Below are 26,350 nucleotides of genomic sequence, written 5' to 3'. Positions count from 1 at the left end.
TAGATATATCGAAAAAATCGTTGATATATCCTGAGTTACGATAGATATAATTGAAAAATCGTTGATATATTACCCCGCATTAACGGGCAGTAAAACTCCCACCTTAAAATTCGCCTGGAGCAAAGAGGTTAGGTGGGAGATAAACTGCCCATAAATGCCCGATTGGTTCAACTAATAATCAGTGGGGATGCCCCCACTGATTAAAGTTTCACTTTATCGCTTCTCAATCGCCACAATAAATGGTGGGTTATTTTGCTGGTTAATGAAGCCGTATCGCAGTACGTGTGCTTGTTTTTGGTCTAGTTCTTCGGCAAATGTAAGCACAGCGTCGCGTTCTACTTGCCCTTCTGGGTGTCCGTGGTAAATAACAAGGACGATGATACCTTCAGGTGCCATTACTTCTAATAATTGTTCGATCGCTGAGATTGTTGAGTTCGGTTTTGTAACGATATGCTTGTCTCCGCCTGGAAGGTAACCTAAGTTGAAAATTGCGCCTGTTACTTTTCCTTTTGCATCTTCCGGTAATACGGATAGAAGCGTATCGTGACTATCGTGAACTAAAACAGTACGTTCGAAAAGCTCTTTTTCTTTTAGACGAGTTGTTGAGCTTTCAATTGCCTCTTTTTGAATATCAAATCCAAATACTTTTCCGTTATCTCCAACGATTTCAGCTAGGAAGCAAGTGTCATGGCCGTTTCCTAAAGTTGCATCTACAGCGTAATCGCCTTCCTTTACTGCTGTTTGCAAGAGAGTGCGAGCAAACGGTAATACACGTTCTAATTTCATTTTTGTTTCTCCTCATTTGCATATTTTCCTTGCCAGCTTCCGCGGCGTACAAATTCTGCATCGATGGAATTTAATACTTCCCATTTATTTAAGCTCCACATTGGGCCAATCATTAAATCAGGTGGACCGTCACCTGTGATACGGTGCACAATTACGTCTTCTGGAATAATTTCAAGTTGGTCAACAACGAGACTTACGTAATCCTCAAGAGAAAGGAACTCGAGTTGTCCTTTTTCATATTGCTTCACCATTGGCGTTCCTTTTAATAAGTGAAGTAAGTGGATTTTAATTCCTTGTACGTCAAGCTTAGCTACTTCACGAGCTGTTTCCATCATCATGTCGTAATCTTCAAGTGGAAGGCCGTTAATAATATGAGAACAAACTCGAATGCCGTGCTTACGTAATTTATTTACACCTTCCACATAAGACGGATAATCGTGAGCGCGATTAATAAGATTTGCAGTACGTTCATGAACAGTCTGTAGTCCGAGTTCAACCCAAAGGTAAGTGCGTTTATTTAAGTCCGCTAAATATTCAACAACATCGTCCGGTAAACAATCTGGACGAGTCGCAATAGAAAGACCGACAACGTCTTTTTCTGCTAGAAGCGGTTCGAATTTTTCTTTTAACACTTCAAGTGGTGCATGTGTATTTGTGTAAGCCTGGAAATAAGCGATACATTTTCCATCTTTCCACTTTGAGCGCATTTTTTCTTTCATTTCATGATATTGCGTTATAACATCATCGCGGCGATCGCCAGCGAAGTCACCAGATCCAGCAGCACTGCAAAATGTACAACCGCCATAAGCAACTGTACCGTCACGGTTCGGGCAATCGAAGCCAGCATCTAATGAAACTTTAAAGATTTTTTCACCAAATTCATTTCGTAAATGATAATTCCATGTATGATAACGTTTATTGTCGTTTGTATATGGAAAAGGGTTTTGAACCTTCATTACTTTCCCTCCTAAGCCGAGTCAAAATAACACAAAATCCATTATAACATACTCATAAGGTTCATAAGGAAGGGACACACTAAAGGGGAATTGAAGCAAGGAGGGACAATTATGGCAGAGCGTCAATCACTTGAATCGTATATTACACAAGCGGAACAAGCGGTGGAATATGCGAAAGAACAATTAGACCAAGGTATGAGACAAGAGCATTATAATACGATGGAGTATTCGGATGCGCAGTTGCAATTAGAACAAGCATATAACGATTTACAAACGATGCAACAACATGCGAATGATGAGCAACGTGAGCAATTAAATAGAGCACGTATGGCAATTCGCCAATTGCAACATCAAATGATTATTACACCGCACTAATAAGGAGTGAATGTAATGGCGAAACGTTCAGATCAAAATAACCCAGAGCAAAAAACGCAAAATGGACATAACGCTGAGTTTTCGAATGAGCTTGATCCGATTGTTCAAGTGAAACAGCGTAATAGTAAAAAAGGACAACCTCAAAAATCAAAACAATCAGAGTAAACCAGGTCGAAATATGACCTGGTTTTATTTTGCTATATGACAATAATGTAAGATTTATGTAAGGTTTGTCGATAGTTGTGAACAGCTTTCTCCAGTAGAGTAAGGAAGGATTAAATTTTATACAAGGAGTTGCTTTATGGGGAACAATATTACAAACAAGCGAATTGATGAGTTAGATTACATTCGTGGCTTTGCATTACTGGGGATTATTTTAGTAAATATTCTTGCACTACTTCATATTAAAATCCCAGATCCTAATACAGTGGATGCGAGCTATCAAAGATTTTTATATTTATTTGTAGAAGGTCGTTTCTTCTCAATCTTCTCATTCTTATTTGGAGTGGGATTTTATATCTTTATTTCAAGAGCGATTGCGAAAGGGAAAAATGGCTATGTTTTATTTTTACGCCGATTAGTTGCACTATTTATTTTTGGTTTAATTCATCAAATGTTTCAGCCTGGAGAAGCGCTAGCGTTATACGCAATTTGCGGGTTAATCGTTTTACCGTTTTATAAAGCGAAAAAAGAAGTGAACCTAGTACTAGGACTTATTTTGACAATTGCCTTCAGTGTAATGGGAGTTAAAGAACTATTACCACTTGGCTTAATTTTATTAGGGCTTGCTGCAGGACAATATCGTGTATTTGAAAATCTCGCGCAAAATATAAAGAAAGTCGCTATTTTTACAGGTATTATGTTTGTTTTAAGTGTCATAGCTGTATGGTATCAATATGGGCACGTTCCTGCTGAACCATTTATAAATATGATACTTGAGAATGAGGATGGAACAATGAATGCTGCAAGCCAATTTTTAAAAATTGGTGTTACAGTTGGACCGATTATTTCAGCTTTCTATGTTGGAGCATTAATTTTATTACTTCAATTAAAACCAGTTCAAACATTGTTAGCACCACTGAAATATTATGGCCGCATGGCTTTAACGAATTATATTGGACAAACTGCAATGATTTTAATCGCAGGAAGTGTATTTAACTTTGCAGAAAACTTAACGTACATGCAGACTTTATATGTGTGTATTGCAATTTATGCAATTCAAATTGTGTTTAGTGTGATTTGGATGAAAATCTTTAAAATGGGTCCATTAGAATGGATTTGGCGAGTTGTTACGTATTGGACGGTAACACCTTTAAAGAAATAAAGAGAGAAGTGGGCTGTCCCTTTTGTGGAACAGCCCATTTTTATTGTCATCTTTTTCGGTAAGTCGATATTCGTTCGCGAATCGCCGATATATTTGAGAAATCGCTAATAAAATTTCATTTATCAACGAACCTTACACACTCATCTTTTTATATTACAAAAGTGTAAGGTAAATGTAATGTTAACAAATAGCAGTTCGCCTCTAAAAAGCGCAAAATAGGTAATGGAAAAACAAGCGTAGGAGGATATATATGACGAAACCAGTTGTAGACGTGAAAAACGTTCAAAAAGTGTACGGTAAAAAAGGTGAGAACCAATCACATGCATTAAAAGGTGTTTCATTCTCAATTCAAGAGGGTGAGTTTGTAGGGATTATGGGACCATCTGGTTCTGGTAAAACGACATTATTAAATGTAATTTCAACGCTTGATAAAGCAACGGGCGGCGTTGTTGAAATTGCGGGTACGGATATTACGAAAATGAAGCAAGGTGAGCTTTCTGATTTCCGTTCACAAAAATTAGGATTCATCTTCCAAGACTTTAACTTATTAGAGAACTTATCTATTTATGAAAACATCGCACTTCCATTATCTCTTCAAGGTGTCGCGTCACGTAATATTGGACCGAAAGTAGAAAAAGTAGCGGATATGTTAGGGATTACAGAAATTCTTCAAAAGTATCCATCTGAAGTATCTGGTGGACAGAAACAACGTTCAGCAGCAGCGCGTGCTTTAGTACATGAGCCTGCAATTATTTTAGGGGACGAGCCAACAGGAGCGCTTGATTCTAAAAATGCAACGAGTTTACTTGATGCGATGACAAACTTAAATAAAGATCAAGGCGTATCTATTATGATGGTTACACATGATCCGTACAGTGCAAGTTACTGTCAGCGTATTTTATTCATTCAAGATGGTGAGCTATATAAAGAAATTCATCGGGACGGTACACGTGAAGAGTTTTATAAAGAAATTTTAGATGTGCTTGCGGACTTAGGTACACAAAAAGCGTAAGAAAGGAGGTTCTAGAGCATGTTATTCAAACTTTCCATGTCAGGGCTAAAAAGTAAGCTGAAAGATTATATCGTCTTACTTGTCGGTCTTGTCATGTCTATCTCAATTTTTTATATGTTTCAAACGTTAGCGCTGAATAAAGCGTTTATTGAATCCAACTCAGTTATTCAATCAATTGGATTCGTATTCCAAGCAGGTTCATTTTTATTAGCAATCATAACGTTCTTCTATATTTTATATGCGAACTCTTTCTTATTATCTCTTCGTCAAAAAGAGTTTGGTATGTATATGATGTTAGGAGCGAAAAAACATAAAGTTACATTACTTATGTTTATTGAGACGATTGTATTAGGGGCTGCTTCTCTTGCAATTGGACTTGTGGTTGGGATAGGACTTGCAGAAGGTATCGGACAGTTATTAATGAAACAATTAGAATTTGCTGGTGAAGGCTATAAAGCATTCTACCTGCCATCTATGACTGTTACTTGCATCTTCTTCTTTGCGCTATTTATATTATCAGCAGTTATGAACAGTATTAAATTATCACGTATTTCTGTACTGCAACTTGTACATGCAGATGCGCAAACAGAGCGTGTTGCAGTAAAAGGAAAAATGACAGGTTTAGTTGCATTCCTAGCGGTTATTTTATTAGGAATTGGCTATGCATCAATGATTTACATGGAAAAACTAAGAGAAATGGGAATCCTTATTGCATTAATTACAACAACAGCAGGTACTTACATGCTATTTGGATCACTCCTTCCAGTCATTATTAAAAAGTTAAAGAGTAATAAAAAGCGTAGTGAAAAAGGACTTAATGCTTTTACATTTGCACAATTAAATTTCCGTATTAATAGCTTAACGAAAGTGCTTGCTACGGTAGCGATGTTAGTTGCTCTTGGAGCTGGTGCAATTTCAGGTGGTATGGCGTTTAAAAATAACGTTATAAAAACGGTTGATGGATTTGAAATTTATGATTCAGTTATTCATAATCCTACAGCTGAAGAGAAGAAAATTTTAGAGGGCATATCATTTAAAAGTAAAGCTGAGTATCGTTATAAGGTAGACGACAAATATATTTATTATGTAAAAGAAGATTTAGAGAAACATAAGCCATTTATTCGAAATGGTGTAGGTAAAGAGAATTTCGGTAAATATAAAGAAATTTCAGGAGAGGCTCCAGTAGGTACAGTAGCAGGAGTGAGCTCAGAACAAACTCAAAATGAAAAAGCAATGCCTGAAGAATGGGATGAGGCATTTAGAACAATCCAACCATATTATATATACCAAGATCGTGCCATTAAAATTGTAGATCAAAAAATGTACGATACTGTAAATGGTAAAGAAGGAATCGTATTTACTGGAAAAACAGGCGATTTCGTAGCACACACAAAAGAATGGAAAAAACTTGACGAGTTGCAGCTAGCTAAATATAAAAATATAAAAGCTGAGCAAATGAGTAGTAAATATCAAGTATATGACATGTTCTACGGTCTTGCGAGCGGAACAGTGTTTATGGGCTTCTTCCTTGGAATTGCTTTCTTAGCAATGATGGCAAGCTGTCTTATGTTCAAAATTCTTTCTGGTGCATCAAAAGATATTACGCGTTATCAAATGCTTCGTAAAATCGGTGTACGCCGTGAATTATTAACGAAATCAATTTATAAAGAGTTATTCTTAGTATTCTTATTCCCAGCAATTGTGGGTATCGCTCACGTATTAGTTGGTATGAATATTTTCGGATTTATTTTAGTCGATCCGTACTTCCGTATTTGGGTACCAATCGTAATTTTCGTAGTTATTTACACGATTTATTACCTTATTACAGTTCAATTGTATAAAGGAATTGTTCTTCCGAAAGAAGATTAATAAAAAACCGAGCGAAATCGCTCGGTTTTTATTATTTTCAGAAAAAACACTTTAATGTTACTGAAATGTATAATATAATGTAAATAAGTAACGTAATATGAAAGTAGAAGCAGCTGGATAAGGAAAGGAGGAATCCAATCTATAGAAAGAAGCTGAACTTTTATCCCCTATTTCTTTTCTAACCACAACGTATTTGTACAATTGTAAATTTCCAAATTGAAAATTGCTTGAATCACAAAAGTATATTGTGAAAATAATGGATAATACATGGAAATCTCATAGCATGATAAGGTAAAATGGACAACATGATGAGAAAATTACCGTTCATAAGATGAGGAGAATACATGTATGGAAGTTGTAGAGGCATTAAAAGATATAAGCCAAATTGAGGCTATGAAAAAATATTTAAAAGAGCACTCCCAGCGAGATTATCTTTTATTTGTTATTGGAATTAACACAGGATTAAAAATTACAGAACTACTTAGTATGAAATTTGAAGATGTATTAAATGAAGACGGGACTATTAAAGAGTTTTATACTCTTCCTGTGAAAGATGAAAAATTTAAACAAGATATTTATTTAAATACAAAAGTAAAAGAAGCGCTTTTAGATTACGTACAATCTATTGGCGTTAAAAGAGAAAATTACGTATTTCAATCTAATAAAACGCCAAATTCAATTACGCGCCAACAAGCGTATCGTGTAATTCATAATGCTGCAGAAGCAGTTGGAGTTGTTGGTAAGATCGGAACAAATTCAATGCGAAAAACGTTTGGATTTCATGCGTACAAAAGAGGGATAGCGATTGCGTTATTGCAAAAACATTTCCATCACGCGACTCCATCAGAGACGCTAAAGTATTTAGGCATCTCAAAGGATGAGACCTTTAAAACGGAGATTGATGTCGATTTATAAAAGCCGTAACTAAAAAAATTAGGAGGCGGAAAATATGAATATTAGAGAGAGTGAACTGCCGGGTATTGGATGTAAGTTTGAAGTGATTACAAAAGGTAATGAAAAGATGGTTATCGTTATTCATGATGATGGCCGAAGAGAAATGTACCATTTTGATGCTGATCATGAGGAGAGTATTTCAAGCGTCTCTCTTCGTGATTCCGAAGCGAGACAAATTGCAGCTATATTGGGCGGAATGGTATATAGGCCACAAGCTTTAGATACGATTGAAATGGCCTTTGAAGGATTATCAATTGAGTGGTTTAAGGTGGAAAATAATGCACCAGTCGTACAAAAAACAATTGGTAGTTTACATGTCCGAAACACATATAATGTAACGATCATTGCCATTTTGAAAAAGAATATGAAGAAGTTCTTTAATCCAGGTCCAGATTCTATCATTGAAGCTGGCGATATGCTTGTATTATCAGGCGAAAGACATGAAGTAAAAAGAATTATTAATGAGTTGCTTTCAGTAGGAGGGGATTCATAATCGATGGATACTTTAATCTTTGAAGTTGGGACTGCGTTAGTATTAGTCGCTTTTGCAGCTATTCTCGCTGCAAAGTTAAAGTTCTCGATTATTCCGTTTCTCATTATACTCGGTATGCTAGTGGGGCCACATGCGCCAGATTTAGGGCTTATCGATTTAAGATTTATTGAAAGCGGAGAAGTTATTTCCTTCCTCGGCCGTGTTGGCGTTATATTCCTCTTATTCTATTTAGGCTTAGAATTCTCAATTAAAAAATTAATTAAATCAGGAAAATCAATTGCTTTTGGGGGAACTGTTCATATATCGCTTAATTTTATATTAGGTTTACTTTACGGATATATAATGGGTTTCCCCTTATTAGAAACATTAATTATTGCTGGGATCATAACAATTTCATCGAGTGCAATTGTTGCGAAAGTAATTGTTGATTTAAGAAGATCTGGTAATAAAGAGACGGAGCTAATTTTAGGAATCATTATGTTTGATGATATCTTTTTAGCAGTATATTTATCAGTCGTTTCAGGATTAGTACTCGGAGGGGCAACGTCATTTGTAGGTGCTCTTACATCTATTTTAATCGCAGTAGGGTATATGCTACTATTCTTTGTAGTTGCTAGAAAAGCTACACGATTCTTAAATAAAATGTTAGATATTTCGTCCAATGAAATTTTCATTATCGTAATATTCGCTATTTTATTCTTTGTAGCAGGATTTTCAGAAACGATTCATGTCGCGGAGGCAATTGGAGCATTATTATTGGGGCTCGTCTTTTCTGAAACAGAGCATAGTGATCGAATTGAACAGCTCGTTGTTCCATTTCGTGATTTCTTTGGAGCTATATTCTTTTTCAGCTTCGGTTTAAGTATAGACCCATTTTCGCTTGGGGGAGCAGTGTGGTTGGCATTAGGAGCAGTTTTCATTACTCTTATCGGTAATTTTACTGCTGGAATGGTAGCGGGGCGTAAAGCTGGGTTATCGCATAAGGCTTCTACGAATATCGGTTTAACACTTGTATCACGCGGAGAATTTTCCATTATCGTCGCGAATATTGGAATTGCGGGCGGCTTAATGGCAACGATTAAACCATTCTCAGCTTTGTATGTTTTAATATTAGCATCGTTAGGACCTTTGTTAACGAAAGAATCTGGGAGAATATATTCCTTATTAGATAAAATATTTAAATGGAGCGCTAAAGAAAGTGCGAAGCGAGAAAAAGAAGTTGGATAGTATAAATAAGGGTAGACTGCATGAAAATTTCATGCAGTCTACCCTTTTATATATTGTTACTGTTGTCGTTTTTTGTCGGTAAGTTGATATATTTTAATAATCGCTGATATATTTCAAGTTGTGGTCGATATAATTGAAAAATCGCTAATCTATTTTGAGTTGCGGTCGATATATTTCCAAAATCGCTGATATATTTTCAAGCAGGGATAAATATAATTTCATTTACCGTCGAACCATTATCTGAATTTCATCAACTATTAATCAGTTGCCTTCCTATTTAAAAACGACTACAATTTTACTGTTATATATATGAACGAAAAAAATAGAATAGGAGGGGAAACTATGCCAAGGAAAGTATGGCTATTAGTAGCTGGGATGATTATTAATGTCACGGGTGCTTCTTTTTTATGGCCTTTTAATACAATTTATTTGCATGATCACCTAGGCAAATCTTTATCTGTGGCCGGAATGGTATTAATGATCAACTCGCTTACTGGTGTAATCGGAAACTTGCTCGGCGGTGTTTTATTTGATAAATGGGGCGGTTATAAATCAATTTTAGTAGGGATTGTCATTACACTTGTATCGATTTTAGGTCTTGTGTTCTTCCACGGTTGGCCGTTATATGTTGTGTGGCTAGCGTTAATCGGCTTCGGTTCTGGGATGGTCTTCCCATCGATGTACGCGATGGTTGGTACGGTTTGGCCAGAGGGCGGAAGACGAGCGTTTAATGCGATGTATGTTGGACAAAACGTCGGTATTGCGATTGGAACAGCGTGCGGTGGTTTAGTTGCTTCATATCGTTTTGATTATATTTTCTTAGCGAACTTTATTTTATACTTTGTTTTCTTCTTAATTGCTTTTATCGGATTCCGTGGTATGGAAGACAAGAAAGAGCCAGGAGTGCAAAAAGAAGTCGAAACGAAAAAAGGGTGGTCACTTACACCTGGATTTAAAGCACTTCTTATCGTGTGTGTAGCATATGCTTTATGCTGGGTTACATACGTACAGTGGCAAGGAGCGATTGCAACACATATGCAAGAATTGAATATTAGCCTTCGTCACTATAGTTTATTATGGACGATAAACGGAGCGATGATTGTTTGTGCGCAGCCACTTGTTAGTATGCTAATTCGTTGGATGAAGCGTTCTTTAAAACAGCAAATTATGATTGGAATCTTCATTTTTGCGGCGTCATTCATTGTGTTAAGTCAAGCGCAGCAATTTACGATGTTCCTCGTTGCGATGGTAACATTAACAATTGGTGAGTTATTTGTATGGCCTGCGGTTCCAACGATTGCAAATATACTTGCACCAAAAGATAAATTAGGGTTTTATCAAGGGGTCGTAAATAGTGCGGCGACTGTAGGGAAAATGTTCGGGCCGGTCGTTGGCGGAGCAATTGTGGATTTATACAATATGGAAGTATTGTTTATAGCAATCATGGTAATGCTTGTAGTAGCGCTTATAGCAACGAGTATTTATGATAAACGAGTAAAAGTAGAAGAAACAGTTGAAGAAAAAATTGCAGTTTAGTTTGACGGAACATGTTCACATGTTTTAGAATATATTTAAATAAAACAACCTTTAGAACAAGGGAGATAGCTCGGCTGTCTTAAGATGAATTCGTTAGTTATTAAGAGTAACGATTAACCGAGAAGTCCTCGCTTTAAGTAAGCCCTTAAGAGATACTAGGTGAAGGATAGTTCACTTAACTTATATGTGTAATAACAGTGAGAAGGAGTAGTAGTAATAGAAGCTGGTTTAGAGAGTTGACGGTCGGTGCAAGTCAATCCACGTTTCGTTATGAACTCGCCTTTGAGTTGCAGTTGTGAAACTAATAGTAGCAATTGCCGTTAATCCACGTTACGGATCTAAGCGAATGTATATTTTTACATTAATTTAGGGTGGTACCGCGGGAATCTATAACCTCTCGTCCCTTTCTAGGGATGAGAGGTTTTTTGTATTTTGGGCGGTGAAAATAAATAGAATTTCAAGGAGGGTATCTCATGAGCTTTAATCATCAAGACATTGAGAAGAAGTGGCAAGGGTACTGGGAAGAGAATAAAACATTCCGTACGCCAGATGAGACAGAAAAACCAAAATTTTATGCACTAGATATGTTCCCATATCCATCAGGTGCAGGCTTACACGTAGGACATCCAGAAGGTTATACAGCGACAGATATTTTATCTCGTATGAAGCGTATGCAAGGATATAACGTTCTTCATCCAATGGGATGGGATGCATTCGGTCTTCCAGCCGAGCAATATGCACTTGATACTGGAAACAGCCCAGCTGAATTTACAGAGCATAATATTAATACATTCCGTAATCAAATTAAATCATTAGGTTTCTCTTACGATTGGGACCGTGAAGTAAATACAACAGATCCAAACTACTATAAGTGGACACAATGGATCTTCCTGAAATTATTTGAAAAAGGTTTAGCTTACGTTGATGAAGTACCTGTAAACTGGTGCCCAGCACTTGGTACAGTACTTGCAAACGAAGAAATCATTGACGGTAAGAGTGAGCGTGGTGGACATCCAGTTGAGCGTCGTCCGATGAGACAGTGGATGTTAAAAATTACAGCTTACGGAGATCGTCTATTAGAAGATCTAGATGAGCTTGATTGGCCTGAAAGCTTAAAAGATATGCAACGTAACTGGATCGGTCGTTCTGAAGGAGCAGAAGTACACTTCAACATCGACGGTACAGACGAGAAGTTCACGGTGTTCACAACGCGCCCTGATACACTATTTGGTGCAACATACTGTGTACTTGCTCCGGAACATGCACTTGTTGCAGAAATTACAACAGCAGAACAAAAAGAAGCGGTAGAAGCTTACATTAACGCTGTAAAAATGAAGAGTGACCTAGAGCGTACAGAACTTGCGAAAGAGAAAACTGGTGTATTCACTGGTGCTTACGCAGTTAACCCAGTAAACGGTGAGAAATTACCAATCTGGATCGCTGACTATGTTCTTGCAACTTACGGAACAGGTGCTGTAATGGCAGTTCCAGCTCACGATGAGCGTGACTATGAATTCGCATCAGTATTTAATCTTCCAATGAAGGAAGTTGTAAAAGGCGGAGATATTACGAAAGAAGTGTACACAGGTGATGGTGCACACGTAAACTCAGCATTCCTTAATGGATTAAATAAAGAAGAAGCAATCGCAAAAATGATTGAATGGCTTGAAGCAACGAGCGCAGGAAATCAAAAAGTAACGTACCGTCTACGTGACTGGTTATTCAGCCGTCAACGTTACTGGGGTGAACCAATTCCAGTAATTCACTGGGAAGATGGTACAATGACAGCTGTGAAAGAAGAGGAATTACCATTAGTTCTTCCGAAAACAGAAAACATCCGTCCTTCAGGTACAGGTGAATCACCACTTGCTAACATTGACGAGTGGGTAAATGTTGTTGATCCTGAGACTGGTAAAAAAGGTCGTCGTGAAACGAACACAATGCCGCAATGGGCTGGTAGCTGCTGGTACTACCTACGTTACATCGATCCAAACAATAGCGAAGCACTTGTAGATCCTGAAAAAGTAAAACAATGGCTTCCAGTTGATATTTATATCGGTGGTGCAGAACATGCTGTACTTCACTTACTATATGCTCGTTTCTGGCATAAAGTATTATACGATATCGGTGTAGTTCCAACAAAAGAGCCATTCCAACAATTATTCAACCAAGGTATGATTCTAGGTGAAAACAACGAGAAAATGAGTAAATCAAAAGGTAACGTTGTAAACCCTGATGATATCGTAGCAAGCCACGGTGCAGATACACTTCGTCTATACGAAATGTTCATGGGCCCATTAGATGCTTCAATCGCTTGGTCTGAAAATGGTCTTGACGGAGCTCGTCGTTTCCTAGACCGCGTATGGCGTCTATTCGTTCAAGATAACGGTGAATTAAGTGAGAAAATTACTGATGCACCAAATAAAGAACTTGAAAAAGCTTACCACCAAACAGTGAAGAAAGTAACAGAAGACTATGCAGAACTTCGCTTCAACACAGCGATTTCTCAAATGATGGTATTCATCAACGATGCATACAAAGCTGAAACACTTCCGAAAGAATATGTAGAAGGTTTCGTAAAAATGATTGCACCAGTTGCACCTCATATCGGGGAAGAGCTATGGAGCAAACTTGGATACAATGAAACAATCACATATGCAAGCTGGCCAACATTTGATGAGTCTAAACTTGTAGAAGATGAAGTTGAAATCGTTGTTCAAGTTATGGGCAAAGTTCGCGCAAAACTAACAATGAGTAAAGACGCATCAAAAGAAGAAATGGAACAACTTGCACTTGAAGCAATTCAAGACCAAATTGAAGGGAAAACAGTTCGTAAAGTAATTGTTGTTCCTGGAAAACTTGTTAACGTTGTTGCAAACTAAATCATTTAAAAAAGCTCAGAGCGTTTATGCTCTGAGCTTTTTTGTGTAGAAAATAATCTCAGGGTCACCTTCATCTAAATTTTCAATTATTCCACTACGTACAAATAAAAGAGCGGAATTCCAATACAGACAAACACCTATTTTTCTATAGGAAATATGATAAAAAAGGTAGGCTAAATTGAGTAGAAGAGGTGAAAGGAATGAAAGGGATGGACAATAATGCACCACATGGTTTCTTCGGGAGTGGGTCGGATAGTTATGAACAAATGATGTTAATGGGAGGAGGACAACAAGGATACGGTGGAATTCCGAGCTGGATGGGCGGAACACCTGGAGGGTTTTCTACATCAGTAGCGGGTGTACAAACTGGAATTCCAACATTAACAGGAGGATTTCCATCATCGGTAGCCGGAGTGCAAACTGGAATCCCGACATTTGTTGGCGGAGCAGCGGGAGGAGTACCAGTAGGCGTACCAACTGCATTTCCATCTTTCGTTGGAGGAGTACAGACAGGATTTCCTGTACCAGGAGTAGGTGTTATAGCAGGAGGAGTAGGTGGATATCCGCAAGTAGTTCACGGTTACCATGGTCATCATCACCATCATCAAGGTCAACATGGCCATCATGGTCATCACCATCATCAAGGTCAACATGGCCATCATGGTCATCACCATCATCAAGGTCAACATGGCCATCATGGTCATCACCATCATCAAGGTCAACACGGCCATCATGGTCATCACCACCATCAAGGTCAACACGGCCACCAAGGTCATCACCACCATCAAGGTCAACACGGCCACCAAGGTCATCACCATCATCAAGGTCAACATGGTCATCAGGGGCAACAAGTACATCACCAAGGCCACCACCACATTCATCCGCAAGCTGTTCTTTATCAAACTCATCAAGTCCAACACGGTCACCATGGACAGCACCACCAAGGCCAACATCATGGACACCATCACCAAGGCCATCAAGGCCAACACGGTCACCAAGGTCATCAAGGTCAACATGGCCACCACGGTCAACAGCACCAACAGCACCAACAATATCAGCAATATCAACAACAGCAACAATCTTCTCCTTGGACAGGTGGAATTGGAGCAGGGGCAGCGGCAGGAGCAGCTAGTATTAGTGGAGCAGCAGGACACGCGGGGCACGCGGGTCATTAATGAGTTGCAGAAAAAAAAACATAGTAAAAAACTGCTAGGAAATCCTAGCAGTTTTTTTCAGCTTCTTGGCGCTGACGTTCGATTTCAGCACGAAGTTGTGGCTCTGGTGCTTGCCAGCCTTCTGGCTTTAGAATCTTACCGTCGCCTTCACGGAATCGAGGCTTCCCATCAGGGAATAGTTTTGCCATGTTGGCATTGTTTACAATTTCGAATCCTTTATCTGGACGTACACCCATTTCTGTAAACGTTCCGAATGCAAAGTAAATAAGGTCAATCAGTGCATCGTATTGATCTTCAACAGTTGTTGCTTCTAGAAATTCTTCTAGCTCTTCTTGCATAAAACTCGCACGAATTTTTGCGCGCTCTTCTGTTAATTTTGTTGGAGTATTTGTCACAGGATGTCCGAATACTTCATGCATTTTCGCAACAAGTTCGTATCCTTTATCTAAACCTTTTTCGTTTGTCATGTTGTTTCAATCCTTTCTCGTTTTCTGCCGAATTTCATTGTAACATAAGGTGATTATGAAATGAAAAGAACATCTTATCGAAATAAGATGTTCGCTCGTTATTCTTCTTTTTTTATTAAAAGGGATGAAATAAGATCGATGCCAAAAATACCGACCAGTAACATTGGTATAACGACAAGCAAGTAACGTGTGAAGGAAACATTTTTTAAGTATGTATGAGCAAATAAAAAGACGCCGAGAAATAAAATACCATTTAAAATAGGCTTTACTAATTTTTTAGACATAAGCTCCCCCATAAATATCTTCTCTCTCTATTTAATAATAAAAAACTCCTCTCTCCGTTGTATCATGCTGGAGAGAGGAGTTCAATCATTTCTCATTCAATGACACCAGAATTTGTAATATTTACGGTGTATTTTATATGAACTGGAACATCTTTATACATTTGTCTCCATTCTTCTAATTTGAATGGGCGATAATGTTGCTTATACTTTGCACCTAGCCCGAGAGGATCGACGTTTAAAGATTTAAACTGCTTAATTAATTTGGCAGCCTGTATGTCCAATTGTTTTTGGACATTTTTTTCAATCTTTTTTGTGTTCTTGTTATTTTCTAAGTTAATTTGTTTCGATAGTTCTTGAATACGTGCATCAAGATGAACGTGAATGAAAAAGGAAGGCTTCCCGTTTTTAATTTTTATATCGTAAGTTGGAACAGAACGAATATTATTAATCATTACGTACGCAGAATCTGTTTTAAATTCATGTGAATCTAATTTATGTTTCTCTAATAGTCCTTTAAATATGAACATATCTTTTTCCGCAATTTTACCGATATATTTATCCTTTTTAAAAAGGCCAATTCCGGTAATTTTTATTTTATCACCATGCTTCTTTAGAATGGGAATATAGTAGTCTTTTCCTTCTTGATAATAGCGAAATGCTCCTATATGTAGATTATCCGCTGGTAAAGGTCCGGTCTCCATGTTATGTTCTAGCAATTTTTTTATATAAATTGCAACGTTGTATGAAGTCGAATATTTGCCTTTTAAAAGTTCAGTACCATTCCCATCTAATAAAGCAGCATATAAAGCGTTCCCTATATTCACATCTCGAAGTAATGTATCGAATGAAGTAGACATTCCTGTTTTGGCAAGTCTTATTGTATATAGAGCGACACGCATTTGTCCGCTAGCAAATGGTTGAGAAGACTCTAAAGATGTGTCTGCTTTTACTTGTTTTACCGCATTTGCACTGCCTTCAAAAACTTGAACTTTATTTCCTTTTTTCTGAATGGGACAAACGAATGTCACTTTTACTTTATTATCTTTTGCGACATCAAAAACGCTTCCTTGAATAAGTTGTACATCATCGATAATATTTTTTTGTAAACATCCAGTTAGACTGAAGAATGTTATACAAGAAATAAGTATTAATTTACTTGTGCTTTTGATTTTTTCCATTTTCTTTTCACCCACACAATAATAAATAGGATTGGGATGTATACATAAATGAGCCAAGAACTAACTTTTGACGCATTACTAATAAAATTATTAATATCATGTCTGTTTGTTAAAAGTTGTGAAACAATGACAGTGATAAGGAAGAAAGCAATTAGAACACCTCTTTGTTTCACGCGAAATATTTCGTGAGTTCCTCTCGTTGCCGCCCATAAAGGAAGGATGAAACTTGTAATAATAACGAGTGCATAAGCCGAAATTGCAATATATTCTAGCCTTTCTATGAATGGTAATTGAATGACTTGGGTCATAGAAAGTTGTGCCCATATTGTTTTTAACAACTGCTTCTCACTAAAAAAGGTAAAGGCTAAAAGGGTACTAAATAAATATAAAAGGTTTGAAAATAGTGCTCCGTATTGAGCGAATTTATGAGATTGCATAGGTTTTTTCACAAAAGGATAAACCATGAGATAAATCTCAAACCCTGTCATACTGTAGATTGACAGATGCGCTGCTTTTAAAATATCTGAAAAAGAATGTGTAAATATAGGAAGTAAATTATCCCAATGTGAGTATTTCAAAACAAATAGGCTAAGAAATAAATAGCCCAATGTACCGCCAACTGAGATTACGCAAATACCGGTAATGACACGAAATCCAGAGGAAATAATGTAATAACTAACTAAGCATAAAAAGAGTGTTAACATAAAGGTGGAAGCGGTCGGAAACATCCATACTTGAATAATTTCAACATATGTTCGGATGACCGAAATACTAACGATTAAAAAATAAGCCATAAAGATGATGCTAATGCCATTTCCTAGCCATTTTCCAAATGTTTGCCGATGTAAATCAACTAAATTCCCATTTGTTTCTTTTAATAAGACATACATCATCCATATAAGAATATGGATGAAAATCCCTGTGATTATAACCCCCATCCAGCCGTCGTATCCAGCAGCTTTTGCGATAATTCGAGCGAATCCGAGAACTCCAGCACCAAACTGTGCACCGTGAATTAAGAAGAAAACAAAGATAGGAGATATTTGATATTTTTCTTGAACTTTACTCATCAATGCACCTCATTTCTCAATCATCAAAATCTGATCTATGTTTTGTTGAAATTCCTTTCGCAGCCTTTTTGACATGTTGTGGCCTTGCTTGTACATCTCTCGTATCAATCATTGTTAATGGAAAACGGATCCAAGAATCTTTAACTGATTGTTGCCTTGTCGGATAAAATAAAGCGTACGGCTTACGTAAGGAAGTAAGCCGGAATAGATGAGTAAATAAGAAGATAAATCCAAGAGAAATCCCGAACAATCCACCTATTTCTGCAAACATAAGAAAAGGAAAGCGTAGTAATCGAACAGCGTTACCCATTTTATAAATAGGTGTAATAAAAGAAGCGAGTGCTGATAGTGCAACGATAATTAATAAAATGTTACTCGTTAACCCAGCTTGTACAGATGCTTGCCCGATTACGATACCGCCTACAATACCGAGTGTTTGTCCAACTTTCATCGGTAACCTTGCGCCGGCTTCTCTTAATAAATCAATTGCGAGTTCTAAAAAGAGCGCTTCAATTAAAGGTGGGAATGGTACCTGTGCCCTTGATAAAATTAAAGTTTCAAGTAAATCACTTGGAATAAGTTCATAATGATAATTTAAAACTGCAACGTATAACGGTGTAGCGCAAATTGAAAATAGAACGGCGATTAATCTTAAAATCCTTGAAAATGTAGCGTATAGCCAAGAGACGTTATAGTCTTCTGGTGAAATGAAAAAATCGAAATAGGATACAGGTGTTAGTAGAACGCTTGGAGAACCATCAACAAAAATAGCGATTTTCCCATCAATTAGTGCTTTTGTGACTCTATCAGTACGTTCTGTATTGATATAGAGAGGGAAAATCGATTTTTCACCCATTAATTCTTGTATATAAGCACTATCATTAATTTGATCATACTCAAGAGCACGTAATGATTCCTCGAGGAAATCTACATTATCTTTTTCAGCGAGGTTGTCTAAATACATCATGACAACTTTTGTTTTGGAAAACTCGCCGATAATCATTTCTTTAGTTTGTAAATCCAAAACAGGAAGACGTTTTCGAACTAAATTAATGTTCGTATCAATATCCTCTACGAAACCTTCTTGTGGACCAATAACAGTTGATTCGTTTAAAGGAGGGGTTGGCGCACGATAATTATCAATTGCAATGTTTGCAAGCATACATTTTTGATCTTGCTGATTTAATTGAATGATCGCATGCCCCTTTAAAACCATATCCTCAATTTTTTGTAAATCGTTCGTAATTGTAATGCCGCTCATCGGAATATGTTCTTTTAGTTGTTCTAGAGAAGCACAAGGTTTCTCTAAAAGAGTAGGCATTAAATATTTCTGTAATTTCTCTCCATCAAGTGAAGGGCGATAGTAAGAAATCCAATAAGGCATCGTTTCATCGTCAGATGTATGGTAATTAATAAAATCACTAGACTTTTTAAGTTTCTCTATTAAATCTTGTAGGGAATGAATACGGTCTTTTTCTGGTTTTGTAAAGTCATAAATACTATTACCTCCAGAGCTTTGTTGCTTACTTTGAGAAGGTTCATCTTGCTTAGTATTTTGTTTTTTATCCTGAGAAGAATCACCTTGCTTAGCGCTTTGTTGCTTATCCTGAGAGGAATCCTCTTGCTTAGCGCTTTGTTGCTTATCCTGAGAGGAATCCTCTTGTTTAGCACTTTGTTGTTTATCTTGAGAGGAATCACCTTGCTTAGCGCTTTGTTGCTTATCCTGAGAGGAGTCCTCTTGTTTAGCTTGTTGCTTATCCTGAGAGGAGTCCTCTTGTTTAGCTTGTTGCTTATCCTGAGAGGAGTCCTCTTGTTTAGCACTTTGTTGCTTATCCTGAGAGGAATCCTCTTGTTTATCGTTTTGTTGCTTACCTTGAGAGGAATCCTCTTGTTTAGCGCTTTGTTGTTTATCTTGAGACGAGTCCTCCTGTTTAGCACTTTGTTGCGTATCCTGAGAAGAATCTTTTTGCTCGTTATTTTTACCTTTATTATGTTTCATACTTCTAGTCTGTTCTTCGTTATCATCCTCTTGATTGTTAGAATGCTGCTCCCAGTTATCTGTTTCGTTTGCTTCTGGTGTATTTGATTTTTTTTTCTTACGTAACCAATTCCAAATCATATGTACGCCCTCTTTAATCTTGTAATATAGTGCTATTTTGTGGCTAATTTTGTATATTATTCATTTATTTATGAAAAGAAGAAGGAGATTAGTTTACATAGAAAAAAATCTTTAGTAAGCAGTTCATACTATAACAGGGAGAGGGAGAGTCTGTGCAAATTGTAAAAAAGGAGAAGTTCGTTTTAAAAGAGTTTATGTTTGAAAATGGCAGAGAAATTCCTGTTCAAATGGGATACGAGACATATGGTACGTTGAATAGAGAAAGGTCAAATGTGATTTTGGTTTGTCATTATTTTAGTGCAACAAGTCATGCGGCAGGAAAATATACAGTGCATGATGAGGAGTCTGGTTGGTGGGATGGGCTCATTGGACCTGGGAAAGCAATTGATACAAATAAGTATTTTGTTATATGTACGGATAACCTTTGTAATGTGCAGGCGAGGAATCCATATGTGATTACAACAGGACCGAAATCGATTAATCTAGAAACTGGAGAAGAATATGCTATGGATTTTCCGGTTTTTACATTTCTTGATGTAGCTCGTATGCAATATGAGTTAATAAAAAGCATGGGAATTTCAAGGTTACACGCTGTAATCGGACCGTCGGCGGGGGGAATGATTGCACAACAATGGGCGGTTCACTATCCACATATGGTAGAGCGGATGATTGGCGTTATTACGAACCCACAAAATCCAATTATTACGTCGGTAAACGTAGCGCAAAATGCGATTGAGGCAATTCAACTGGATCCAAGTTGGAAAGATGGAAAATATGGAGAAGAGCAGCCTATAAAGGGGCTTCATTTAGCGAGTAGAATGATGTTTATGAATGCGTTTGATGAGCATTTTTATGAAATGGCATTTCCTCGTAATAGTATAGAGATAGAACCTTATGAAAAGTTTTCTACATTAACATCATTTGAAAAAGAGATAAATACAGCGACATATAGAAGTATAGAGTTAATAGATGCAAATTCATGGATGTATACTGCGAAGGCAGTTTTATTGCATGATATTGCACATGGGTTTTCTTCACTAGAAGAATCTCTTTCTAACATAGAAGCGAATGTACTTATGATTCCGTGTAAACAAGATTTGCTTCAGCCGTCTCGTTATAATTATAAAATGGTAGATATTTTGCAAAAACAAGGAAAATATGCGGAAGTGTATGAGATTGAAAGTATAAATGGGCATATGGCAGGAGCATTTGATATTCATTTATTTGAAAAAAAGGTTTATGAATTTTTGAATCGGAAAGTATCTAGTTTTGTGTAAAAGACAAATGATGGGGAAAAGGTGCAATGTTTGTAGTAGGCACCTTTTTTTACATAATTTGTAGACGGAAAATATATGTAGCGATTGCTATACCGAAAAACGCTATGCTGAGCAATAGAAATAAGAATGACATTTCTTGTGGGGAGTTTATTTTTCTATTATTTTTCATACTAAGAGCAATAATTGCAGCGAGTAAGAACACAATGCCCATAATGAAAAGAAAAAGCGTCATTTTAATCGACTCCTTTCATAAAACAAGTATATTGAGGATACAATGTGCTAGTTATGTTTGTAAAGAATAAATTTTTAGAGAAAATTGAGAAATAGTTTTTCGATTCTTTGCGTTCTTTCTTTTGCGTGCTAAAATTGGTAGAGAATGTTTGTGAAAAAGAAACTAAAGGTTTTATTGTATATAAGGAGGAACTACATATGACAGAAGTTAATACAATTACTACAGAAGAGGTACAAGAGCGTTTAGAAAATGGAGAAACGTTATTTCTAGTAGACGTAAGAGAAGATGAAGAAGTAGCGGCAGGAAAGATTCCAGAAGCTGTACATATTAAAATGGGCGATATCCCACATAAAGTAGATTTCTTTAATAAAGAGAATGAATATATCTTTATTTGTCGTTCGGGAATGCGCAGTGAAAATGTATGTCATTATTTAAATGAGCAAGGGTTTAAAACAGTGAACATGGTTGGCGGTATGCTTCAATATGAAGGTGAAACGAAATAGTTAATAGTTAAAAACTTGAAGCGAGTCTGTTTCAAGTTTTTTTCTTTTGCATACAGTATAAAAAAGGAGGAGGGGGAAATGGGAATTAATTTGCGTAAAGTGAAAATTATTAATAATACAGGCGCTGTTAATGTCGGTGACTGTTATGATATCTCGCCTTTAGCTGTGGCGAAAGTATATGCAGGTGCTGGAGGATCGAGTGCGGCTATTTTTTTAAATGGAAAAAGGCAGCCAGAAGCGGTGATTAGAACATCGGTATTTCTTCCGCCTTTGGCAACAAGTACACGTACGTTAGGTTCATAAAGGAAAGGTAGAGTGTAATTATGCCTGCGCATATAAAAGAATTTGTTATTGTTAATAATACTGGGAATATATTTACAGGTGATAATTTGAGTGATACTTCATTTACTGCTTCGAAATCATATAGTGGTTCAATGGGGTGCACTTGGATTGATGTTGTTACAGTAATAGGGACGGAGACGAAGCTTTGTTTACAGCCGGGTGATTCGGTGACGACAACATATACAAGAGGCACTCCTGCTGGTACTGTAACAGGAACAAATATGGGGCAAAGTGTAAATGCATCGGGTATAGCACAAGCTGTCCCTAATACAGATAATATGGATTCAATTGCAGGACTCCCTTAAGGAATTAAGGGAGTTTTTATTTATTTGAAATAAAAATAGTCTTGGAGATTATTTTTGTAAATAGATTAAGAAGAGGTTTATTTATTATGAAAAAGACGGTTTGTAGGTGGTGAAAGTGTGAAGAATCGTGATAATAATCGGAAGCAAAATTCGTTAAGCTCTAATTTTAGAATTCCACCCGAACTTATTGGACCTACGTTCCCCCCTGTTCCAACTGGATTTACAGGTATAGGGATTACTGGTCCAACAGGTCCACAAGGTCCGACTGGACCGCAAGGACCGAGAGGATTTCAAGGTCCAATGGGGGAGATGGGTCCGACTGGACCTCAAGGTGTGCAAGGGATTCAAGGGCCAGTTGGACCAATAGGCGCAACGGGACCAGAAGGGCAGCAGGGAGCACAAGGATTGAGAGGACCACAAGGAGAAACTGGAGCGACAGGACCTCAAGGGGTGCAAGGGTTACAAGGTCCGATTGGTCCAACGGGAGCGACTGGGGCACAAGGTATACAAGGAATACAGGGATTACAGGGGCCAATTGGAGCGACGGGACCTGAGGGACCTCAAGGAATTCAAGGCGTCCAAGGGTTACCGGGTGCAACTGGTCCACAAGGAATACAAGGAGCACAAGGGATACAAGGAACACAAGGACCGAGTGGAAATACAGGTGCAACCGGAGCAACGGGTCAGGGGCTAACAGGTCCGACTGGAATAACAGGCCCAACAGGGATAACTGGACCATCTGGAGGACCTCCTGGTCCAACGGGGCCAACTGGTGCGACAGGTCCGGGTGGCGGACCGAGTGGAAGTACAGGTGCGACTGGAGCAACGGGAAGTACTGGGGCTACAGGAAGTACAGGGGGAACAGGAGCAACGGGAACTACAGGTCCGACTGGAAGTACGGGAGCACAGGGCTTGCAAGGAATACAAGGAATTCAAGGGCCAATTGGCCCAACAGGTCCAGAAGGACCGCAGGGGATTCAAGGTATTCCTGGTCCGACAGGAATAACTGGTGAACAAGGAATCCAAGGAGTTCAGGGTATTCAAGGGGGAACGGGAGCAACAGGAGATCAAGGTCCACAAGGTATACAGGGGGCTATAGGTCCTCAAGGGGCCACAGGAGCAACAGGAGATCAAGGTCCACAAGGAATTCAAGGAGTACCAGGGCCATCAGGAGCAACAGGACTACAAGGAGTTCAAGGGATACAAGGTCCAATGGGCGATATAGGACCAACAGGTCCAGAAGGCCCAGAGGGACTTCAGGGCCCGCAAGGAATACAAGGAGTACCGGGGCCAGCTGGAGCAACGGGTCCAGAGGGGCCACAGGGGATACAAGGCATTCAAGGACCGGTAGGAGCAACAGGCTCACAAGGTCCCCAAGGAATTCAGGGAATTCAAGGTGTGCAAGGGATAACGGGAGCAACAGGAGTACAAGGAGCAACTGGAATTCAAGGTATACAAGGAGAAATAGGAGCAACGGGTCCAGAGGGTCCCCAAGGAGTGCAAGGTGCTCAAGGGGCGATTGGTCCAACAGGTCCAATGGGCGCACAAGGAGTGCAAGGAATACAAGGGATTCAAGGCCCAACAGGTGCACAAGGAGTGCAAGGTGCTCAAGGAATACAAGGAATTCAAGGTCCGACGGGTGCAACAGGAGATACGGGAGCAACTGGGGCGACAGGGGAAGGCACTACAGGTCCAACAGGAGTAACTGGTCCGACAGGGGTAACAGGCCCATCTGGAGGACCAGCAGGACCGACCGGCCCAACGGGGCCATCAGGTCCGGCGGGAGTGACTGGTCCATCGGGTGGACCACCTGGCCCGACAGGAGCAACTGGGGCGACAGGAGTAACAGGGGATACCGGGGCGACGGGCTCAACTGGAGTGACAGGAGCGACAGGAGAAACGGGAGCAACCGGAGTGACAGGGTTACAAGGTCCGCAAGGAATCCAAGGTGTGCAGGGAGAGATAGGTCCGACGGGTCCCCAAGGTGTTCAAGGTCCCCAAGGAATTCAAGGAGTAACGGGGGCCACTGGAGATCAAGGTCCGCAAGGGATTCAAGGCCCACAAGGCGATATAGGTCCAACAGGCCCACAAGGAATTCAAGGCCCACAAGGTTCTCAAGGAATCCAAGGAGCGACAGGGGGAACAGGAGCACAAGGCCCACAGGGAATCCAAGGTCCGCAAGGTGACATAGGTCCGACTGGGCCACAAGGTCCAACTGGAATCCAAGGGATACAAGGAGAGATAGGTCCAACAGGTCCAGAAGGCCCAGAGGGACTTCAGGGCCCGCAAGGAATCCAAGGTGTGCCAGGGCCAGTTGGAGCAACGGGTCCTGAGGGTCCTCAAGGGATACAAGGCATTCAAGGACCGGTAGGAGCAACAGGCCCACAAGGTCCACAAGGAATACAGGGAATACAAGGTGTGCAAGGGATAACGGGAGCAACAGGAGCACAAGGAGCAACTGGAATTCAAGGGATACAAGGGGAAATAGGAGCAACAGGTCCAGAGGGGCCCCAAGGAGTGCAAGGTATACAAGGGGCGATTGGTCCAACAGGTCCGATGGGCGCACAAGGAGTGCAAGGTATACAAGGGATTCAAGGAGCAACAGGAGCACAAGGAGTGCAGGGACCACAAGGAATTCAAGGAGTGCAAGGTCCGACGGGAGCAACAGGAGAAACGGGAGCAACCGGAGCGACGGGAGAAGGAACTACCGGTCCAACAGGAGTAACCGGTCCAACAGGGGTGACTGGCCCGTCAGGAGGGCCTGCAGGACCGACCGGCCCAACGGGGCCATCAGGTCCGGCGGGAGTGACAGGTCCATCAGGTGGACCACCTGGCCCGACAGGAGCAACAGGTGCGACAGGAGTAACAGGAGATACCGGGGCGACAGGCTCAACTGGAGTGACAGGAGCGACAGGAGAAACGGGAGCAACCGGAGTGACGGGTTTACAGGGTCCGCAAGGAATCCAAGGTGTTCAAGGAGAGATAGGTCCAACCGGTCCACAGGGTATTCAAGGTCCGCAAGGAATCCAAGGAGTAACGGGGGCAACAGGAGCACAAGGTCCACAAGGAATTCAAGGCCCACAAGGCGACATAGGTCCAACCGGCCCGCAAGGAATTCAAGGTCCACAAGGTCCTCAAGGAATCCAAGGAGCGACGGGGGCAACAGGAGCACAAGGCCCACAGGGAATCCAAGGTCCGCAAGGTGACATAGGTCCGACCGGCCCACAAGGCCCGCAAGGAATTCAAGGCCCGCAAGGAATCCAAGGTCCAACGGGAGCAACAGGAGCAACCGGAGCGACCGGTCCCCAAGGAATTCAAGGCCCACAAGGAATCCAAGGCCCGCAAGGAATTCAAGGTCCAACGGGAGCAACAGGAGCAACCGGAGCGACCGGTCCCCAAGGAATTCAAGGCCCGCAAGGAATCCAAGGTCCAACGGGGGCTACAGGAGCAACCGGTTCACAAGGTCCAACTGGAGATACAGGTCCAACCGGAGCTGGAGCAACAGGAGCGACCGGGGCGACTGGAGTTAGTACAACTGCAACGTATGCGTTTGCGAATAATACATCAGGAACCGCTATTTCCGTTTTATTAGGTGGTACGAACGTACCATTACCGAACAATCAAAATATTGGCCCAGGAATAACCGTTAGTGGTGGAAATACTGTATTTACAGTTGCGAATGCAGGAAACTATTATATAGCCTATACAATTAATTTAACGGCAGGTTTACTTGTAAGTTCTCGTATAACTGTAAATGGCAGTCCGCTTGCGGGAACGATAAATGCCCCGACAGTCGCTACTGGTTCATTTAGTGCAACAATAATCGCTAACTTGCCTGCTGGAGCTGCTGTTAGCTTACAGTTATTTGGAGTAGTTGCAGTAGCTACATTATCTACGGCAACGCCAGGGGCTACTCTAACTATTATTAGATTAAGTTAATAAGCAGAAAACCTTGAAACTTTTATGTTTCAAGGTTTTTTATCC

Annotated in this window: 24 protein-coding genes, 1 pseudogene and 1 other annotated feature; of the genes and pseudogenes, 16 read left to right on the top strand and 9 right to left on the bottom strand. The window is 39.6% G+C overall.

All coding sequences use genetic code 11. The annotated features are described in order from the left end of the window. Positions 1-213 precede the first annotated feature (213 nt). Entirely contained in the window at positions 214-786 is a 573-nt protein-coding gene (locus tag N2V79_RS23315; RefSeq protein WP_000764492.1) for a class I SAM-dependent methyltransferase, read from the bottom strand. Beyond that, the gene (locus N2V79_RS23310) at positions 783-1,742 is read right to left on the bottom strand and encodes a TIGR01212 family radical SAM protein (RefSeq protein ID WP_000868033.1); all 960 of its coding nucleotides are present in this window, start codon (positions 1,740-1,742) and stop codon (positions 783-785) included. The genes N2V79_RS23315 and N2V79_RS23310 overlap by 4 nt, the downstream gene beginning before the upstream one ends. 111 nt (positions 1,743-1,853) lie before the next feature. Here N2V79_RS23310 and N2V79_RS23305 point away from each other — a divergent pair, with 111 nt between their 5' ends. The 10 genes from N2V79_RS23305 to leuS all read left to right on the top strand — a co-directional run bounded on the left by N2V79_RS23305 (position 1,854) and on the right by leuS (position 13,414). Next, positions 1,854-2,117 (top strand): YtzC family protein, encoded by a 264-nt coding sequence (locus N2V79_RS23305; protein ID WP_000840869.1) that lies wholly within the window; start codon positions 1,854-1,856, stop codon positions 2,115-2,117. Between the two features lie 15 nt (positions 2,118-2,132). Beyond that, positions 2,133-2,282: a hypothetical protein gene (locus N2V79_RS23300; RefSeq protein WP_001129340.1), complete on the top strand. Its 150-nt coding sequence runs from the start codon at positions 2,133-2,135 to the stop codon at positions 2,280-2,282. Between the two features lie 136 nt (positions 2,283-2,418). Then, positions 2,419-3,441: a DUF418 domain-containing protein gene (locus tag N2V79_RS23295; RefSeq protein ID WP_069356334.1), complete on the top strand. Its 1,023-nt coding sequence runs from the start codon at positions 2,419-2,421 to the stop codon at positions 3,439-3,441. 250 nt (positions 3,442-3,691) lie between these two features. Beyond that, positions 3,692-4,453 carry an ABC transporter ATP-binding protein gene (locus N2V79_RS23290; RefSeq protein WP_000165835.1) on the top strand — a complete coding sequence of 254 codons (762 nt, stop codon included), beginning with the start codon at positions 3,692-3,694 and terminating at the stop codon, positions 4,451-4,453. An 18-nt stretch (positions 4,454-4,471) separates the two neighbouring features. Further along, positions 4,472-6,322 carry an FtsX-like permease family protein gene (locus tag N2V79_RS23285; protein ID WP_088024867.1) on the top strand — a complete coding sequence of 617 codons (1,851 nt, stop codon included), beginning with the start codon at positions 4,472-4,474 and terminating at the stop codon, positions 6,320-6,322. 348 nt (positions 6,323-6,670) lie between these two features. Next, positions 6,671-7,237, top strand: a complete 567-nt coding sequence (locus N2V79_RS23280; protein WP_168410140.1) for a tyrosine-type recombinase/integrase — start codon at positions 6,671-6,673, stop codon at positions 7,235-7,237. A gap of 34 nt (positions 7,238-7,271) precedes the next feature. Further along, entirely contained in the window at positions 7,272-7,769 is a 498-nt protein-coding gene (locus N2V79_RS23275; RefSeq protein ID WP_001026053.1) for a cation:proton antiporter regulatory subunit, read from the top strand. A gap of 3 nt (positions 7,770-7,772) precedes the next feature. Then, entirely contained in the window at positions 7,773-8,996 is a 1,224-nt protein-coding gene (locus N2V79_RS23270) for a cation:proton antiporter (protein ID WP_000380176.1), read from the top strand. 342 nt (positions 8,997-9,338) lie between these two features. Continuing rightward, positions 9,339-10,532 carry an MDR family MFS transporter gene (locus N2V79_RS23265; RefSeq protein WP_001137538.1) on the top strand — a complete coding sequence of 398 codons (1,194 nt, stop codon included), beginning with the start codon at positions 9,339-9,341 and terminating at the stop codon, positions 10,530-10,532. A gap of 188 nt (positions 10,533-10,720) precedes the next feature. Then, positions 10,721-10,940: a binding site (T-box leader), on the top strand. Positions 10,941-11,005: 65 nt separating this feature from the next. Next, positions 11,006-13,414 carry a leucine--tRNA ligase gene (leuS, locus tag N2V79_RS23260; protein ID WP_340720249.1) on the top strand — a complete coding sequence of 803 codons (2,409 nt, stop codon included), beginning with the start codon at positions 11,006-11,008 and terminating at the stop codon, positions 13,412-13,414. Positions 13,415-13,438: 24 nt separating this feature from the next. Here the strand turns inward: leuS and N2V79_RS23255 are convergent. Continuing rightward, positions 13,439-13,519, bottom strand: a pseudogene (locus tag N2V79_RS23255) (GNAT family N-acetyltransferase); the annotation flags it as partial. Between the two features lie 95 nt (positions 13,520-13,614). On the opposite strand from N2V79_RS23255, the gene N2V79_RS23250 reads away from it, so the two are divergent. Then, a complete protein-coding gene (locus N2V79_RS23250) occupies positions 13,615-14,589 on the top strand; it encodes a hypothetical protein (RefSeq protein ID WP_340720248.1) in 975 nt (324 codons plus the stop codon). A gap of 44 nt (positions 14,590-14,633) precedes the next feature. Here the strand turns inward: N2V79_RS23250 and N2V79_RS23245 are convergent, their stop codons facing one another. From N2V79_RS23245 to N2V79_RS23225, 5 genes are all read right to left on the bottom strand, one after another. Continuing rightward, entirely contained in the window at positions 14,634-15,056 is a 423-nt protein-coding gene (locus N2V79_RS23245) for a haloacid dehalogenase (protein ID WP_043935254.1), read from the bottom strand. Positions 15,057-15,154: 98 nt separating this feature from the next. Further along, entirely contained in the window at positions 15,155-15,340 is a 186-nt protein-coding gene (locus tag N2V79_RS23240; RefSeq protein WP_000038781.1) for a hypothetical protein, read from the bottom strand. Positions 15,341-15,432: 92 nt separating this feature from the next. Beyond that, on the bottom strand, positions 15,433-16,518 hold the full coding sequence (gene gerHC, locus N2V79_RS23235) for a spore germination protein GerHC (RefSeq protein WP_069356328.1): 1,086 nt from the start codon (positions 16,516-16,518) through the stop codon (positions 15,433-15,435). Next, the gene (locus N2V79_RS23230; RefSeq protein WP_069356327.1) at positions 16,488-17,588 is read right to left on the bottom strand and encodes a spore germination protein; all 1,101 of its coding nucleotides are present in this window, start codon (positions 17,586-17,588) and stop codon (positions 16,488-16,490) included. The genes gerHC and N2V79_RS23230 overlap by 31 nt, the downstream gene beginning before the upstream one ends. Positions 17,589-17,604: 16 nt before the next feature. Continuing rightward, positions 17,605-19,707 carry a spore germination protein gene (locus N2V79_RS23225; protein ID WP_340720247.1) on the bottom strand — a complete coding sequence of 701 codons (2,103 nt, stop codon included), beginning with the start codon at positions 19,705-19,707 and terminating at the stop codon, positions 17,605-17,607. A 152-nt stretch (positions 19,708-19,859) separates the two neighbouring features. On the opposite strand from N2V79_RS23225, the gene N2V79_RS23220 reads away from it, so the two are divergent. Continuing rightward, positions 19,860-20,984, top strand: a complete 1,125-nt coding sequence (locus N2V79_RS23220) for an alpha/beta fold hydrolase (RefSeq protein WP_340720246.1) — start codon at positions 19,860-19,862, stop codon at positions 20,982-20,984. Between the two features lie 49 nt (positions 20,985-21,033). On the opposite strand, the gene N2V79_RS23215 is transcribed toward N2V79_RS23220, so the two are convergent. Beyond that, complete coding sequence (locus N2V79_RS23215; RefSeq protein ID WP_000171889.1) at positions 21,034-21,216, bottom strand: hypothetical protein; 183 nt, start codon at positions 21,214-21,216, stop codon at positions 21,034-21,036. 197 nt (positions 21,217-21,413) lie between these two features. On the opposite strand from N2V79_RS23215, the gene N2V79_RS23210 reads away from it, so the two are divergent. The 4 genes from N2V79_RS23210 to N2V79_RS23195 all read left to right on the top strand — a co-directional run bounded on the left by N2V79_RS23210 (position 21,414) and on the right by N2V79_RS23195 (position 26,305). After that, positions 21,414-21,719: a rhodanese-like domain-containing protein gene (locus N2V79_RS23210; RefSeq protein ID WP_000141254.1), complete on the top strand. Its 306-nt coding sequence runs from the start codon at positions 21,414-21,416 to the stop codon at positions 21,717-21,719. A gap of 78 nt (positions 21,720-21,797) precedes the next feature. Then, positions 21,798-22,022 (top strand): spore germination protein, encoded by a 225-nt coding sequence (locus tag N2V79_RS23205; RefSeq protein ID WP_000512463.1) that lies wholly within the window; start codon positions 21,798-21,800, stop codon positions 22,020-22,022. Positions 22,023-22,042: 20 nt separating this feature from the next. Further along, positions 22,043-22,366: a hypothetical protein gene (locus N2V79_RS23200; protein WP_001110852.1), complete on the top strand. Its 324-nt coding sequence runs from the start codon at positions 22,043-22,045 to the stop codon at positions 22,364-22,366. A 117-nt stretch (positions 22,367-22,483) separates the two neighbouring features. Next, positions 22,484-26,305 carry a BclA-related collagen-like exosporium protein gene (locus tag N2V79_RS23195; RefSeq protein WP_340720245.1) on the top strand — a complete coding sequence of 1,274 codons (3,822 nt, stop codon included), beginning with the start codon at positions 22,484-22,486 and terminating at the stop codon, positions 26,303-26,305. The last annotated feature ends 45 nt before the right edge of the window (positions 26,306-26,350 follow it).

Origin of the sequence: Bacillus sp. CH_70, assembly GCF_038007045.1 — a bacterium.
GTDB lineage: Bacteria > Bacillota > Bacilli > Bacillales > Bacillaceae_G > Bacillus_A > Bacillus_A cereus.
The sequence above is the reverse complement of the archived record's forward strand: the minus strand, read 5'-3'. Positions and strand labels throughout refer to the sequence as shown.